Below are 15261 nucleotides of genomic sequence, written 5' to 3' on the forward strand. Positions count from 1 at the left end.
GCTTTTAATTTTTTCTTTGCTAACCTACCTAAAGCCCGATTAAATATGACTATTGATCGTGAACAAGTCTCTAAAGTTGCTTTTTTGGCTCGACTGGAGCTAACTCCAGAAGAAGAACAACAATTTACGACTCAACTGGGTGAAATTTTAGATTATTTTGAGCAATTAAATGAACTGGATACATCCCAGGTGGCTCCGATGACCCGGGCAATTGAGTTGAGTAATATTACTCGACCTGATCAGTTAGAATCCTATCCCCAAAGAGATGATATTCTAGCCAACGCCCCGGAACAAGAAGGAGACTATTTCAAAGTCCCCAAAATTATGTCGGAAAATTAACCATCAGCCCAAACTGCCTGAAGTTATAGTAGGGAACAGGGAACGCCGGATCTGGGTAGAGAATGTGTAATTAATTTTGTTTAGGTACTTATAAGTCTTTTTCCACCCATTACCCATTACCCATTACCCATTACCCATTACCCGCTATATCAAAAATAACAACCCTGTTTCTGGTGAGCGGAAACGGGGTTTTTAGTTTTTGGACAAATTTTTTTAAATTTCCGTGGCGGGGGAGTTGCTCAACTGAAGATTTACCTCTATAATTTGAACAGACGTAAAGAAACATTAACGGTACTCATAAAATTCTCAGATTCTGCTATAGCAGATGAGAGACGCTTAACATGAGTCCTAATCCCTTTACAACTTGTCATTATATATTCGGAGATTTTGTCCATGACTATTGCAGTCGAAAGGCCGCAGGTTGAAAGAGGCGTCTTTGACGTCCTCGACGACTGGCTCAAACGCGATCGCTTTGTCTTCGTGGGTTGGTCAGGAGTTCTATTGTTCCCCTGCGCTTATCTAGCCCTCGGTGGCTGGTTAACCGGAACAACCTTTGTAACTTCCTGGTACACCCACGGTTTAGCAAGCTCTTATTTAGAAGGCTGCAACTTTATAACAGCCGCCGTCAGTAGTCCCGCTAACAGTTTAGGACATTCCTTACTGTTCCTCTGGGGGCCGGAAGCTCAGTGGGACTTCACCCGTTGGTGTCAACTGGGCGGTTTATGGGCTTTTGTGGCTCTGCACGGTGCTTTCGCGCTGATCGGCTTTTGTCTGCGTCAGTTGGAAATTGCTCGTTTAGTCGGCATTCGTCCCTATAATGCGATCGCCTTTACTGGCCCAATTGCGGTATTTGTCAGTGTATTTCTGATGTACCCCTTGGGTCAGTCTAGTTGGTTTTTTGGCCCTAGCTTTGGGGTAGCCGGAATCTTCCGGTTTATTCTGTTCCTACAAGGCTTCCATAACTGGACGCTGAACCCCTTCCACATGATGGGAGTGGCGGGAATTTTGGGTGGTGCGCTATTGTGCGCTATTCACGGAGCGACGGTGGAAAATACTCTGTTTGAAGATGGAGATACGGCCAATACTTTCCGGGCTTTTGAACCGACTCAAGCTGAAGAAACCTATTCGATGGTGACCGCCAACCGTTTTTGGTCACAAATTTTCGGGATTGCTTTTTCTAACAAACGTTGGTTACACTTTTTCATGTTATTCGTGCCGGTCACGGGTCTGTGGATGAGTTCTATCGGCATTGTTGGTTTAGCTCTGAACCTACGGGCTTATGATTTCGTTTCCCAAGAGTTACGGGCGGCGGAAGATCCTGAATTTGAAACGTTCTATACTAAGAACATTCTGTTAAATGAAGGTCTGCGGGCTTGGATGGCTCCTGCGGATCAACCCCACGAAAACTTTATTTTCCCTGAAGAAGTTCTACCTCGCGGTAATGCTCTGTAATTAGAGATTCTAATTATTCAGGACATTCTTAAAAACATCTGATTAATTTTAAAATCTCCTACAAGTTTTGTAGGGGGTTTTATTGTTTTTTTGATGATTAATGGTTTAAGAAAGCCCTGAAGGGCTTACTACAGTTGAAATCTGGCTCGGATAGCTTCAATTCTTTTCCGATTTGCTCCTAAATCTGATTCTCCTAAACGAGAGGCAGAACGTACTTGAATTAAACTATCTTTTTCATCCAAATAAAATTCTACATCATCCACAAATCCCATTAAATCCGAAGTAAATTCGGCGTAAATATAGTTTGCTTCGGCTGTAATAATTTCCGCATTTTCAGTATTTGCTAGAATAATTTTAAGATTTTCAAAGGCTTTTTTAGGTGTATCTTGATAGGTGAAAGGTTCAATTTGATGTTGGGTATCTAGGCTTTGACTGGAAACACAATTGGGAGAAGTGGGACAGGGGGCAAATTTTCCTTGTTCAATACCGAGGTTGGTGGGTCGATTTCCTGAAAATGAAAATATACTAGCTATGATTGGAGATACAGAAGTAGTATTAGCCAAAGCTGAAGGCACTAATCCTAATAAACTGCTAACAAATATAATCGCTGTTAACAATATAGAAAAACCGGGAATTTGACCGATAGACAAGACTGATTTTTTCATGGTAAATATTTAAGCACTTAATCTATTTTAAACTTAATTTAACCGATTAAATCCTTTCGATGGATTCAAACATTGGGCAGTAACCATCGGAAGTTACTTTGAAGCCGTAGAGGGCGGAGGATTGATTCCAACAGCGTTGTCCGCGATAGTATTGGCAGTTTCCACAACAATCAAGATCCCTGGGAATGGGGCGATCGCTTCCTAGACTCAGGAATTCCCGTTGGGAAATCCCCCGCAACACTAATTCTTCCCCTTGCCATCGGGCCTCTACTAACCCTGTATCGGCAAAACCTAACCAGCGCGGATCGGTGGTTAACCCTGGGGGTAGGGTAATGTGAATTTGAGTTTCAAACTCGGCAATTTCCCCTTCATACTCAATTTCAGCCAGGGGCGGCTGGATGAAGGTTTCGCCGATGGGTAACTCGACTAGGGTTCCGGGGTTGGGGGTATGGAGTTGATAGCGGTTTCTAAGTTCTTCTAAATTGGTCAGATCCCCTAAATAGGTGGGTGAGCCGTGAACAAAAATAATATGTTGGGGTCGGAGGTTATGAATTAGTTGGGTTGTCCCGGGGCCATCACAATGTTCGGAGATCAAATAGGTTTCAACCTTTGGTATGCAGGGACTAAAGCCTTTTTCTTCCGATTCGGGAGTCAGAATAATATCGAGGTTTTGACCGGGTTTTTGGCGCAAAAATAACATCCAAGGCCGGATAGAATCGGCCCAATAGGTATTCCAGTCGGCTGATTCGTCGGTGAGAACAATACAGGGCGTTTGACCGAGTTGAGATCTGTGTTCCGGGGTGAGTCTTCGGACTCTGGGGCGAATGCGGTCATCCCAAAATAGGGGCTGATGTTGGGCAAAATTCTGAACGCTGGCGGGGAAATGGGGCAGGAGTTGTAGGTAAATATCGCATCCGGTGGCGACACTGCCATCAACCCAAATATCGAGATCTCGTCCGGTAAAATAATGGTGACTACGAAGCAACATCAATAATTCCTGTCCTAAGCCTAAAGTTGGTGTTGGTAGGAGTAGGCAATATTGGGCTTCTATCGCTCGATATAAGCGTTCTGCCAGTTGGTTTTCCAGTTGACGACGATGGGGATGGCGGGCGGTTCCATAACTGCCTTCTAGGATTAAAACGTCGGGTTTGAGTCCGCGCAACTCCCCCAGGGGTAAGCCTTCGACTAGGCGAGAATTGGAGAGAAAAAAATCTCCGGTGTAAATTAATTTATAGTTGCGTTCGGGTGTTACATAATTGATCAAAATTACTGACGCCCCGGGTAAATGACCCGCCGGAAACAAGGTAACACTGAGTCCGGGTTGGAGTTGGATAGGAGAATCCCAGGGTAAGGGCTGACACAGGGGTATATTGGGATCGGGTTCCCAGTCTGGCCAGTTTAGGGTTAATAGTTGGGTTGTGACTTGACTCCCATAAATGGGAATTTCAGGAAAAGCCTGATGGAAGGCGAGTAAACCTTGAGCATGATCCGCATGAGCATGGGAACATATAACTAAGTCGGCTGGAGGTTGATCTGAGGATGTTAATAGGGGTGAAATGTCCTGAATACCACAATCTAGTAGAATGCGATGAGATCCAATTCTGACTAACAGACATACACCTTCCCCTGCATGGCCAACACTATAGGCTAAACATTCCGGGTCAATCACAGGAGTTCATCAACAGGATAATTTAGTTTAGATCTTAGAATTATTAGGGGTTTTTGCTAAAAAATGTTAGAAACTGTTGCAAAGATTATTTAAGAGGAGTGATATTAATTATGTTGATTGCACAATTTCAGGAATTTTTCGATCATTGTGTGGGTGAATGGATCACGGAGCGTACCTATCATTATCTGAGTTATCGGGAAGTTGAGCGATCGCACACGGAATTTGTGATTCATCCTTTGGAGAATTCAGCTAAAGCTAAAGTCTTAGAAGATAATCACCGTTTATCAACAAACTTAGAGTTAGAAATTCTACCAGGATATCGACTAGCTTTTCAAACGGTTTCGGAAAAAGGGGATGAGGTTTCTCAGGAGTTAAATATTCTTTTTGTCCCTCAAAAATTAGATTTCCCGATTATTGAAGGAGATTATCTGCGAGATAAAGCCTATGAGGAAGCGAAACCAATGGTGTCCAATTTTCGCTACGATACCGAAACCAGGGAATTGTTAATGACAACCAGCTACACCAGTGTTGTTTCGGTAGATTCGATTACTTTGATTAATCCAAAGTTAAGAATTCGTCGGATTATTAATTATCAACGACCGATTAATAATAACCCTTTGGAAACTGTATTATTGGTGGGTTTTGGAGTTGAACAAAAAAATGTTTTTAGTTGACAGAGGATCACGGATTTAAGAGGATTTCACGGATTTCACAGATTAAAATCTGTGTTAATCTGCGTCATCCGTTTAATCCGTGATCGGTAATTAGTAATTTAATCTATTTTAAACTCTGTTCCCCGATAACAACCTTGAAAGGAGGTGATTTGAAGTCCTGTTTTTTGTTGAAGTTGATCAACCAGGCTGGAAGAAACACTATTCCATTGATAGGGAAAGTTTCCTAAATTTTGATGGGTTCCTTCTTGACTATACTCCTCAATTGGAATCCCCGAAACCCCCATAATATTTTGATCATAATATCCATTTAAAATTATTTTTTCAATGATCACCCCGGGCTGAATGTTAAGTTTCCAGGTAACGGGTTCATAGGAGGATAAAGCTAATATTATGGGTTGATTTTGACGGTTAATATTAACGGAAATTGTACCCGGAGAGCGTTGATTTCCGCTATGATTAGGATCGGCTTCATAGACTCCAATTAAATGTAGTTCTTTGGGTTGGGATGTTTTGATAAGATAATGGTTAAAATCATCAGATCCTCCGACTCCACAGGTTTGATCTTCAGCTACAATTGGTTGAGAAGGGGAAGTTACTCTTAATTGCTGTTCTACTTTGGGAATTAAAGAAGATACGGTTTTTAAACCTAATATAGTGACCAAACCCACACCAACAGTTAAGGGAATCCATTTTAGAAGATTCAATAGTAATATAGAATGGGTAATTTGATGAAATTGATATTTAATATTTGATAAAGATTGATTTTGAGTTTCTAAACAAGCAAGTAAATTTAAACTATCAGGTTGTTCTAATAAATTTTGAATCAGTTTTCCCTCTCCAACATAAAGGTTACGGGTTTTTCGATCTAAAAGTAACCCATATTGCTGATTGGGGTCGGGGAAATACTGTTGTAAACTGGAACTAATATTCGGGTGTTGTAATAAAATTTGCCAGGATAAAGCCGAAGTTGTTCCTAAGTTTTGACCATCGGTAAAGAATGCTTCTTCGATATCGGGTTCCCAATACCAAGCCACCCATCTATTATTAGAATGATAGCCTAGGGATTTTTCTAGTTGGGGATGAACACTAATATTAAGGGGATATATCTGTTGAGACATGGTTTTATCGGGGGGAATTAAATTTAAGGTAGACTTTGAAAGTCGTTGCTATTTAAGCTGTTCGCAGAAATATCAATTAATGTGGCTAATATTTCGTTAGTATTGGTAACACGAATTAGGGTATTATTCAGATCGGAAACTAAGGTTAATTGGGCAAAGGTTAATCCTCCAGTTAACCCAATTATATCCTCACCTTGGGTAAAGTCATTGATAGTATCGCTTCCTGAATTATTCGTGAGGATAAAGCGATCGCGTCCAGCCCCTCCAATGAAGATATCATTATCTTTGTCTCCATATAACCAGTCATCTCCGTCATTTCCCCGCAGAATATCTGTTCCTTGACCTCCAAATAAGGTATCATTTCCAGTGTCTCCAGTCAGGTCATCACTATCTAAATTTCCAAATAATAAATCATCTCCAATGCGACCATCTAAAACATCATTATTTTGCCCTCCATAAAGGGTATCATTGCCTTCGTTTCCGACAACTGCATCATTACCAAGATTGCCATTTAACCAATCATTACCTAAATTTCCCGATAAAAAATCATTCCCTGAAAGTCCTAATATTAAGTCATTTTCTACCCCTCCTAATATGGTATCATTATTCTCGCTTCCCAATAAAAATACAAAGGTATTGTTATCGAGAGTAACAGTTGTATCTGCCATAATATTTTTTAAGTTAAAATTGATTAATCATTAAACCGTAGTTTTCGGGTATAGGTCTATTATACTCATACCAATGGTTAGCAATATCAACCCGACGACAGATCCAAACCCGATCATAATTTTGAATATAATCTAAAAAGCGAGCGAGTGCAGCCGCCCGTCCGGGTCTACCCACTAAACGACAATGTAACCCAATACTCATCATTTTCGGTGCGGTTTCTCCTTCAGTATATAACATATCAAAAGCATCTTTTAAATAGGTGAAAAACTGTTCCCCACAGTTAAAACCTTGATTGGTAGCAAATCGCATATCATTATTATCAAGGGTATAGGGAATCACTAAATGGGGTTTACCATAATCATAAATCCAATAGGGTAAATCATCGGCATAACTATCAGAATCATACAAAAATCCTCCTGCTTCTACGACTAATTTGCGGGTGTGGGGACTGGTGCGTCCCGTATACCAACCGAAGGGGTGATTTCCGGTAATTTTTGTATGAATAGCGATCGCTTTTTCTAAATGTTCCCGCTCCATTTCTTGATTAAAATATTTATAATCAATCCAGCGATAACCATGACTAGCGATTTCCCAGTCTGCTTCTAACATAGCTGCAACGGCTTCTGGGTTGCGTTCTAAAGCCATGGCAACCCCATAAACGGTCACGGGGATATGACGTTGGGTAAACAGCCGATAGAGTCGCCAAAAACCCGCTCTGCTGCCATATTCATAAATTGATTCCATGTTTAAATGGCGCAGTCCTTGAAATGGTTCAGCCCCAATAATTTCTGATAAAAATGCTTCAGAAGTTTGATCACCATGTAGAATACAATTCTCGCCACCTTCTTCATAATTAATTACAAATTGTACCGCAATTCGGGCTTGATTCGGCCATTTAGGGTCGGGGGTGTGGCGACCATAACCGATCATATTTCTGGGATAATATTCAGACATCCGATCAATTTCCTCCAAGCAATTCGGTTAAATTAAACTTCCGGTTCAATACCTGCCGCCCGTAATTGTGCAGCTAATTTTTCCGCCCGTTGATGTTCAATTTGTGCTAATTCAAATCCCCATAATAATAGGTTTCCGCTTTCATCCCACCACCGCAACCAATATCCGGTTCTGTTTTCTCTAGTTCCTTGCCAAACTCCTAAATATAAGTTCATTTCTGGGATAAAATAACGGTTATCAGCATTAGCAGTTTGTAACTGATATTCTCCATTTTCATTTAAACCGTAGACTTCTAAAATGCCTTGATGGGGTTCAAAAATCACATAATACTTGACTTGCAAAATCGTTTGATAGAAAAACCATTTCCCCGGAGGATAGGTTGATTTGATTGAATATTCTCCTCCTTCAGTATCAGACAGAAATTCTACGACTAAAAGCGGAATATCCCCTTGTAATTGCGGGGTATAACTGCGTTGAATATCGGTTCTGGGAACTCGAATTTCTGGAATAAATGCCCAGTCTGGTGCTTTAATTACTATTTTGTCATTAACCGTTGCACAAATTCCATAATTCGTTGGAGTTAAACTATTCGGGGGTAGTTTTCCCGCATTTTGTAAACTATCTGTTAAAGCGGAAGCTAAAGCAGGTTGATTAATATTATCCACAGGATCATCGGGTAAAATAAAATCATCGGGAAGGGGTTCCCAAGTTATTTTTAAACTGGCGATTGAGGTTGCCATTGTTCTTGAAAAATTAAGCTATATATTAATATTTTAATTGATACTTTGATAATTGTCAAGTTTTTAATCAAATTTTATAATTAACCGGGTTTCTAAATTTATCAAGAATAGTTAGAAACCCGATTTGATGGGTTATGGGTTAATATCGTAGGTTTCAACGACAGGGGATTCGGGGAGAGTTTGAACGGAAGATTGAGAGAATTGAGAATTTAAAATTGAGACAAAGATCAGGGCGATCGCACTAAAAACAATAATCGTTAAAGCGGGATCGTTAGTGCGAATATGACGCTCTGTTCCACATTTTAAACACACCCAAATATCAGCGTCGTGCCGGTTCTGAATCCACTTACACCCAAAGCCATTGCAGCTATTGTCTTGCATAATATCTCCTTTTATCTTAACATGAATTTGTGAAAAAAACCTGTAGGGGCGGGTTCTCGTCAACCTTTGAAAATTACCCCAAATCTTGCTAAAACCGCCCCGTTTTTTCGTTAGATTTGATAGTCTGAACGATTGATCATATAGTGAGAATATTGGCGACCATCGTAGATGAATTGCTCAGTGATGCAGGTCATCCCAATTTTTTCGAGAATATGACGGGATGGGATATTATTAATATGGGCAAAGGCATCAATACGCGGTTGATTTAAGCCATAAAAACCCAGTTTTAAAGCCATTTTTCCGGCTTCAGTTCCGTATCCTTTGCGCCAATATTCACGCCCTAAAAAATAGCCAATTTGCAGATAGGGACTGCGATCGCTTAAATAGAGTTTAACGGCTCCCATAACATCTTTTGTCTGTTTATTCAACAGAAAATAAGCCCCCCATCCCTGTCGTTCCCAATCTTTTTGAAACGCTGAGGTTTCCAGTTTTGCTTGTGCGTTTGAACGCGCCCCAGTCGTGACATATTTCATACCTTCAGGGTCTTGTAACATCCGTGTAACCTTTGGGAAATAATCGGGGTGGGGTTTAATTAATTGCATCCGTTCGGTTTCAATTAATGTGGGTAATTGCAGATTAAATTGACGGTTAGGGAAGGATTGAATATTGTTTGCAGAATTGATGGATGATTTGTAAGATGTCATAATCTATTCCTGAACTCTGCTCTCATATTGACAGGAAATTATTTAAAGCGTAACTGACACTCATTAACGAATCAATAGCATTATGAAATAGGCTTCATTAACCGGGTTTCTCAAGTTTTTAAGGTTAATGACCATTAACGATTTAATAACCAGGATAGCCCTGAACTAAAGTTCGGGCTAAAAGCTAAAGTTATCTAAAGATAACTCAAGATTGGATTCCATTAACCCGTTTTAACGGGTTTTAGCTCTTAGCCTGAAATTTATTTCAAGGTTGTATAGATTTTTTGCCCTTATCGGTTAATGCTCATTAACGAAACAATAGTAATTCTCAAAATCGATGATTTTAGCTTGAATTTTATTAAAGGGTTTGTTATCTTCAAATCAGAGAACTTAAGAAACCCGGTTTCTCGGTTCCCAGTGGAGAGTTCAGAAACCGGGTTTCTTAACAGAAATATCGGTGTTGAGTACAGAACTTGGTGAGAAACCCGGTTTCTCGGTTCCCAATAGGTTCCCAATTAAACTAGAGGAGAATTATGGTTATTGCTAATATCCCAGATGATCAAGTCTTTGCAGAAGCGGCACAATATTGGAATCTGCCTCAATTATATGCAGATTTAGCGATCGCAAATGCCAAAGAACTAACATCAGTTCAGAAAAAATACTTGAGAGGATTACTGTTAGGTTATAGTCCTGATTATATTGCCGATAAAGTTCATTCACAAGCTAATAGCGTGAGAGTAACTTTATCGAAAGATGTTTATCCAGCTATTAGACAACTTTGTGATATTGATTCTGTACAATGGGGTCAGGTGACAACATTATTAGAAAAATATAGAATCACCTTAACCCTAGAACAAGTTTGGCAAGACTTAGAACAACTTGCCACCCAAACTGATAAAATGTATCCGGTGGCTATATCCTCCCGTCCTCAAGTTCAAGGTTTAGATTGGACAATGGATGAACAACCCGAAACCAAATTTAAGGTTAAATTAGGAGATAAAATTAAATTTGAGATTAATTTAGAGGTATCGGGATATTTAACCTTATTGCAACGGGGAACATCAGGAAAGGTGATTTGTTGTTGTCCCTCTCCCCTAGCAACGGATATCTATTTAATCAACGGTAAAACAATTTTACCCCAACCCCAAACGGGTAAATCAGCAATTCCCATTACGGGAAGTTATGGCACGGATAAATTTTTAGCCCTCATCACCCCCCAACCCTTAACCCTAACTTGGTTAAAACAAGGTTCTGAAAAATTCCTATCCTTAACGGTAGAACATTTATTAGAACTTCAGAATAACCTTAACCCCAGCAACGACTATCAACTGTTTTGTTCTGAATATTTAATTATTGCTTAATTATCTAACTCAGAGGAAGGTATAAATATGAGTAAGAAGAAAGTCACAGTTTACCAAAAGTTAATTAAAAGAATTAAAGTTTTTCTTATTGCTTTAATTAAGTTAGTTCTTTACCTGAAGGATAAATTATTAGAATTAAATCCATTTAGTCAGTCAAAAAAACTTAAAAAACAACGTCAAAAACTCAGCCAACAAGCTATTAACCTCTATCAACAGGGTGCATTTACGGAGGGAATAGTTGTTGCTGAACAGGCGTTAGAATTAGCTCGTTTTCTATGGGGAAAAAACCATCCCAATGTTGCCACCAGTTGTAATAACTTAGCAGGACTCTACAGATGTCAAGGACGCTACAGTGAAGCTGAACCCTTGTATTTAGAAGCGGTAGCCATCATCCGTCAAGCCCTATCCCCCAACTATTCTAACTTAGCCTCCGGCCTCAATAACCTGGCATCACTCTACTATAATCAAGGACGCTACGGTGAAGCCGAACCCTTGTATTTAGAAGCCGTAGCCATCGACCGTCAAGCCCTATCCCCCAACCATCCTAACTTAGCCTCCGGCCTCAATAACCTAGCATTACTCTACAAAAGTCAAGGACGCTACGGTGAAGCCGAACCCTTGTATTTAGAAGCCGTAGCCATCATCCGTCAAGCCCTATCCCCCAACCATCCAGACTTAGCCACCCACCTCAATAACTCGGCAGAACTCTACACAATTCAAGGCCGCTACGGTAAAGCCGAACCCTTGTATTTAGAAGCGGTTGCCATCGGCCGTCAAGCCCTATCCCCCAACCATCCTGACTTAGCCACCCTGCTCAATAACCTGGCAGAACTCTACAGAAACCAAGGACGCTACGGTGAAGCCGAACCCTTGTATTTAGAAGCCGTAGCCATCGATCGTCAAGCCTTACCCCCCAACCATCCTTCTTTAGCTACCGACCTCCATAACTTAGCAGGACTCTTAGCCACCACTCAACGTCCTGGGGGTGCATTCCTCTTAATGCAAGAAGCCCTGAAAATAGAAGATTATAATATTCGGCAAATGTTCGGATCGGGTTCAGAACGCGATCGCCTCAACTACCTAAAAACCCTTCGAGGAAATTTTCAAGCCTTCCTCTCCCTAGTCTGGCAATATTTCCCCCAACAGTCGCAAGCGGTACAAGCCGCCTTTGACTTAGTGTTGCGCCGCAAGTGCTTGACGGCTTCCGCCCAAGCTGCCCAAAACCTCGCCCTCGCCAGTGGTCGTTATCCCCATCTGTTACCCCAGGTGCAAGAGTTACGGAAGATCACCGATAAAATTATTGCTCTCACCATCTCCCTAGTCAGTCAGTTTGAGCAGCGAGACGATATCCTTGAGCAGATCGGGACGTCGCAAAAACAAGCCGATGAAATTAACCGACTGCTGGCCCGTGAAATTCCTGAAGTGCAACTGCAAAACGCCCTCCCCGACCGTCAAGCGGTGGCGTTGGAACTTCCCCTCGGTAGTACCCTGTTGGAGTTTGTGCATTTTAAGGTGTATGACTTCACCGCCCCTGAACAGGAATGCTGGAAACCCGCCCGTTATCTGGCGTTTATTCTCCCCGCCCAACAACCGGATCAAGTGGCGATGGTGGATCTAGGGGATGCGGCGGAAATTGATCGGTTAATTCGTCTATTTCGGGCGGGGGTTTCCCTTCCTCCCGATCATTTCTCCCCTGCTCAAGAAAATGCGATCGGCCGTTTAGGCTGCTGGGATGAGGAGGAGGTTGTTGTGCGGTCTTCTTCCTCCTTTGTCAGTCATGGTCAAGGGTTGCGGCGGCTGTTGTTGGATCGGGTGTTTCAGGTGTTGGATGACCTCTCCCCCGACCCCTCTCCTGCAAGGCGAGGGGAGTTTGACCTCTCCCCCAACCCCTCTCCTGCAAGGCGAGGGGAGAAAGATGTCACCCCCATTCCCTCGCAGGGAAGGGGGGCTGGGGGGGTTAGGTCACTCATCATCGCCCCCGATAGCAACTTAAACCTGCTCCCCTTTCAACTGTTAGCCCAAGAAAACGGACGATTATTAATAGAAGACTACAGCATCAGTTATTTAAGTGTGGGGCGAGAAATCTTGCGGAAAACTATTGTTTCCCATGCTATCCCATCGGCTCCCTTAATTATGGCTGATCCGAATTTTGATTATCCCCAACCGTTTCCCGAAGTTGAGGATAACATTGTTGAAAATACGTCTCAAAACTGTAATATTGAACTCAACACTAACGAACCCGAAACCTTGCTGCAAACTTTATCGGGTTGTCAGCGAGTATTAGGAACCCGTTTCTTAGGAGAAACCGTTGCTAAACTCCTGAAAGTAGAACCCTATTTAGAAAATGAAGCCCGCGAGTCCTATCTGCATCGCCATAAATCTCCTAAAATTCTATTGTTTGCTACTCACGGGTTATTTGTTGGGCAGAAACAAGAACAAAATTATCATCATTTAATTCAAGATTTGCTTACCTGTCCTGAAGGTGAAAAAATCAACCTGTTAAAAAATTATCGAGATTTATGGAATAAAGATTTATTAGCGTTAATGCGATTAATTGCTGATTTATACAAAGAAAATAATCGGCAAAATTTAGCAGATTTCTTAAATTATTGGGCAACTGTTATCGAAAATGAAGTTAAACCTTCCTCAGAAAATCAATTTTCCAATGTTGAAGATCCGATGTTAAGATCGGTATTAGCCTTAACAGGAACTAACACGGTTTTACGCGGTCAACCCTTATCGGAAGAATACGGAAAAGGATTAGTTTTTGCCCTAGATGTGGCAGCATTAGATTTATGGGCAACGGAAATTAGTATTTTATCGGCTTGTCAAACGGGACTAGGAGATTTAGCATCAGGAGAGGGTGTATTTGGGTTGCGTCGGGCATTTGCGATCGCAGGTTCAAAAACATTACTTATGAGTTTATGGTCTGTTCCCGATAAAGCAACGGCGTTGTTAATGCAGTTATTTTTTGATAAAATAGATACGGGTTGGGGTCGTCTGCAAGCGTTAGAATTTGCCCAAGATTATATTAAAAATGCGACAATTTCTAAATTACAAACAACGGAACTGGGTCAAACTGTTCTCAAAGAATTATACCCCAAAAACGACTATCCCGAACCCGATTATCAACCGTTAAACCATCCCTATTTTTGGGGTGCATGGGTTTGTCAAGGAGAAACAGCACCTCTGTCTAGCCCATTAATGAATTAGAATTATAGCAAGTCTAAATGAATGGTACAAAAGAATAAGTAAGTGGGCGAGAAAATTAACAAGTATGTAACGAAAAGTTAACTTTGTTGCTCTGAGTGAAATTTCATCCGTTGTGTGCTGTAGTTTCCTCTTTCTGCCCTAGCTTGAATACCATTAATTACCGCATAAGCCAGATCTAATTCATCCTCAAAATATTAATATTTTAATTAATATTTTGATAATTGTCAAGTTTTTAATCAATTTTATAATTAACCGGGTTTCTAAATTTAATAATAGTTAGAAACTCAGTTTATGAATTATGAGTTAATTTTGATTTGTAGGGATAAATGAGCCTGAAATCTAGGCACAGCAAGGAGGCAATATTACAACCTATTTAGGATTGCTATAGCTTGCCAAACTTGATCTAATAAATTAGAACTATCGGCATCAAACCATTGAATTTCAGAAATAGCATTAAACCAAGTTCGTTGTCGTTTGGCAAATTGTCGGGTATGTAATACGATTAATTCCTTGGCTGTTTTTAAAGAAATATCCCCAGCTAAATATTGTTTTATTTCCTGATATCCTAAAGTTTCTAATAACGATAACTTAGTTCCATATTTTTGACATAAATTTTCTACTTCCTGCACAAATCCTCGTTCGATCATGTCTTCAGTCCGTTTTTGAATCCGATGAATTAATGCTTCTGGTTCACAATTTAAACCGATTTGTAAAATTGGATAATTCGGAGGATTTTCTCCTTGTTGTTCAGAAATCGGACGACCTGTAATATAATAAACTTCTAAAGCTCGTAAAGTTCTAACCTGATCATTAGCATGAATTTTCTGCGCTGCCATCGGATCAATTTGTTTTAACATTTGATAACATTGCACTTGACCTAAACCTTCAAGTTGCGATCGCAATTTTAAATTAGGTGCAACCCTCGGAATTTTCATTCCCCGCACAATAGATTTAATATATAATCCCGTACCACCAACTAATAATATAGGAGCAGAAACATCAGAATTCATAATCAATTCTTGCGCTTGATCCTGATAATCTGCTACAGTTAAAGTCTGGGTTGGTTCACAAATATCAATCAAATAATGGGGAATCCCCCGACGTTCTTCAAGTGTTGGTTTCGCCGTCCCAATATCAAACCCTCGATAGACCAAACGAGAGTCCGCACTCAAAACCACAGACCCCAAACGCTCCGCTAACTGGATTGCCAAACCCGATTTCCCCGTAGCCGTCGCACCACAGATGACAATTAACTGGGGTGACTGTGGTATTGTACAAATAGTCAACTTTCCTTCTCCTTGCGCCCATCACGGATAACCGAA

General features: G+C 40.8%; 14 protein-coding genes. 5 read left to right on the forward strand and 9 right to left on the reverse strand.

What is annotated here, in order from left to right; translation table 11 throughout:
- Window positions 1-45: 45 nt before the first annotated feature.
- Window positions 46-339, forward strand: coding sequence for an Asp-tRNA(Asn)/Glu-tRNA(Gln) amidotransferase subunit GatC (gene gatC, locus NMG86_RS01615; RefSeq protein WP_026788391.1), 294 nt, complete (start codon window positions 46-48; stop codon window positions 337-339).
- Between the two features lie 393 nt (window positions 340-732).
- Window positions 733-1791 carry a photosystem II D2 protein (photosystem q(a) protein) gene (gene psbD, locus NMG86_RS01620; RefSeq protein ID WP_026786982.1) on the forward strand — a complete coding sequence of 353 codons (1059 nt, stop codon included), beginning with the start codon at window positions 733-735 and terminating at the stop codon, window positions 1789-1791.
- A 128-nt stretch (window positions 1792-1919) separates the two neighbouring features.
- On the opposite strand, the gene NMG86_RS01625 is transcribed toward psbD, so the two are convergent.
- On the reverse strand, window positions 1920-2456 hold the full coding sequence (locus tag NMG86_RS01625; protein WP_043938906.1) for a DUF1499 domain-containing protein: 537 nt from the start codon (window positions 2454-2456) through the stop codon (window positions 1920-1922).
- A 46-nt stretch (window positions 2457-2502) separates the two neighbouring features.
- Complete coding sequence (locus NMG86_RS01630) at window positions 2503-4125, reverse strand: MBL fold metallo-hydrolase (RefSeq protein WP_237747574.1); 1623 nt, start codon at window positions 4123-4125, stop codon at window positions 2503-2505.
- Window positions 4126-4235: 110 nt separating this feature from the next.
- On the opposite strand from NMG86_RS01630, the gene NMG86_RS01635 reads away from it, so the two are divergent.
- Window positions 4236-4799, forward strand: coding sequence for a phycobiliprotein lyase (locus tag NMG86_RS01635; protein WP_026798738.1), 564 nt, complete (start codon window positions 4236-4238; stop codon window positions 4797-4799).
- 98 nt (window positions 4800-4897) lie between these two features.
- Here NMG86_RS01635 and NMG86_RS01640 read toward each other — a convergent pair whose 3' ends face one another.
- The 6 genes from NMG86_RS01640 to NMG86_RS01665 form a co-directional block, all read right to left on the reverse strand.
- Window positions 4898-5917, reverse strand: coding sequence for a hypothetical protein (locus NMG86_RS01640; RefSeq protein ID WP_026788396.1), 1020 nt, complete (start codon window positions 5915-5917; stop codon window positions 4898-4900).
- Between the two features lie 23 nt (window positions 5918-5940).
- The gene (locus NMG86_RS01645) at window positions 5941-6585 is read right to left on the reverse strand and encodes a calcium-binding protein (RefSeq protein ID WP_036833046.1); all 645 of its coding nucleotides are present in this window, start codon (window positions 6583-6585) and stop codon (window positions 5941-5943) included.
- A gap of 13 nt (window positions 6586-6598) precedes the next feature.
- Window positions 6599-7540: an allantoinase PuuE gene (gene puuE, locus NMG86_RS01650; protein WP_026796872.1), complete on the reverse strand. Its 942-nt coding sequence runs from the start codon at window positions 7538-7540 to the stop codon at window positions 6599-6601.
- Window positions 7541-7572: 32 nt separating this feature from the next.
- Entirely contained in the window at window positions 7573-8280 is a 708-nt protein-coding gene (locus NMG86_RS01655; RefSeq protein ID WP_026788398.1) for a Uma2 family endonuclease, read from the reverse strand.
- Between the two features lie 132 nt (window positions 8281-8412).
- Window positions 8413-8661: a hypothetical protein gene (locus tag NMG86_RS01660; RefSeq protein WP_026796873.1), complete on the reverse strand. Its 249-nt coding sequence runs from the start codon at window positions 8659-8661 to the stop codon at window positions 8413-8415.
- 110 nt (window positions 8662-8771) lie between these two features.
- Complete coding sequence (locus NMG86_RS01665; RefSeq protein ID WP_052338598.1) at window positions 8772-9365, reverse strand: GNAT family N-acetyltransferase; 594 nt, start codon at window positions 9363-9365, stop codon at window positions 8772-8774.
- Between the two features lie 533 nt (window positions 9366-9898).
- On the opposite strand from NMG86_RS01665, the gene NMG86_RS01670 reads away from it, so the two are divergent.
- On the forward strand, window positions 9899-10726 hold the full coding sequence (locus tag NMG86_RS01670) for a DUF4384 domain-containing protein (RefSeq protein WP_052338599.1): 828 nt from the start codon (window positions 9899-9901) through the stop codon (window positions 10724-10726).
- 27 nt (window positions 10727-10753) lie between these two features.
- Window positions 10754-13939 carry a CHAT domain-containing tetratricopeptide repeat protein gene (locus NMG86_RS01675; protein WP_052338600.1) on the forward strand — a complete coding sequence of 1062 codons (3186 nt, stop codon included), beginning with the start codon at window positions 10754-10756 and terminating at the stop codon, window positions 13937-13939.
- 362 nt (window positions 13940-14301) lie between these two features.
- Here NMG86_RS01675 and miaA read toward each other — a convergent pair whose 3' ends face one another.
- The gene (gene miaA / locus NMG86_RS01680) at window positions 14302-15225 is read right to left on the reverse strand and encodes a tRNA (adenosine(37)-N6)-dimethylallyltransferase MiaA (RefSeq protein WP_237157276.1); all 924 of its coding nucleotides are present in this window, start codon (window positions 15223-15225) and stop codon (window positions 14302-14304) included.
- Window positions 15226-15261 lie beyond the last annotated feature (36 nt).

Source organism: Planktothrix rubescens CCAP 1459/22 (genome assembly GCA_904830895.1).
In the GTDB taxonomy this organism is placed as follows: Bacteria; Cyanobacteriota; Cyanobacteriia; order Cyanobacteriales; family Microcoleaceae; genus Planktothrix; species Planktothrix agardhii.

Excerpts from the sequence above, each read along its gene's own strand:
- gatC (WP_026788391.1), top strand. The coding sequence starts at position 46 with ATGACTATTGATCGTGAACAAGTCTCTAAAGTTGCTTTTTTGGCTCGA.
- psbD (WP_026786982.1), top strand. The coding sequence starts at position 733 with ATGACTATTGCAGTCGAAAGGCCGCAGGTTGAAAGAGGCGTCTTTGAC.
- NMG86_RS01625 (WP_043938906.1), bottom strand. The coding sequence starts at position 2,456 with ATGAAAAAATCAGTCTTGTCTATCGGTCAAATTCCCGGTTTTTCTATA.
- NMG86_RS01635 (WP_026798738.1), top strand. The coding sequence starts at position 4,236 with ATGTTGATTGCACAATTTCAGGAATTTTTCGATCATTGTGTGGGTGAA.
- NMG86_RS01640 (WP_026788396.1), bottom strand. The coding sequence starts at position 5,917 with ATGTCTCAACAGATATATCCCCTTAATATTAGTGTTCATCCCCAACTA.
- NMG86_RS01645 (WP_036833046.1), bottom strand. The coding sequence starts at position 6,585 with ATGGCAGATACAACTGTTACTCTCGATAACAATACCTTTGTATTTTTA.
- puuE (WP_026796872.1), bottom strand. The coding sequence starts at position 7,540 with ATGTCTGAATATTATCCCAGAAATATGATCGGTTATGGTCGCCACACC.
- NMG86_RS01655 (WP_026788398.1), bottom strand. The coding sequence starts at position 8,280 with ATGGCAACCTCAATCGCCAGTTTAAAAATAACTTGGGAACCCCTTCCC.
- NMG86_RS01660 (WP_026796873.1), bottom strand. The coding sequence starts at position 8,661 with ATGCAAGACAATAGCTGCAATGGCTTTGGGTGTAAGTGGATTCAGAAC.
- NMG86_RS01665 (WP_052338598.1), bottom strand. The coding sequence starts at position 9,365 with ATGACATCTTACAAATCATCCATCAATTCTGCAAACAATATTCAATCC.
- NMG86_RS01670 (WP_052338599.1), top strand. The coding sequence starts at position 9,899 with ATGGTTATTGCTAATATCCCAGATGATCAAGTCTTTGCAGAAGCGGCA.
- NMG86_RS01675 (WP_052338600.1), top strand. The coding sequence starts at position 10,754 with ATGAGTAAGAAGAAAGTCACAGTTTACCAAAAGTTAATTAAAAGAATT.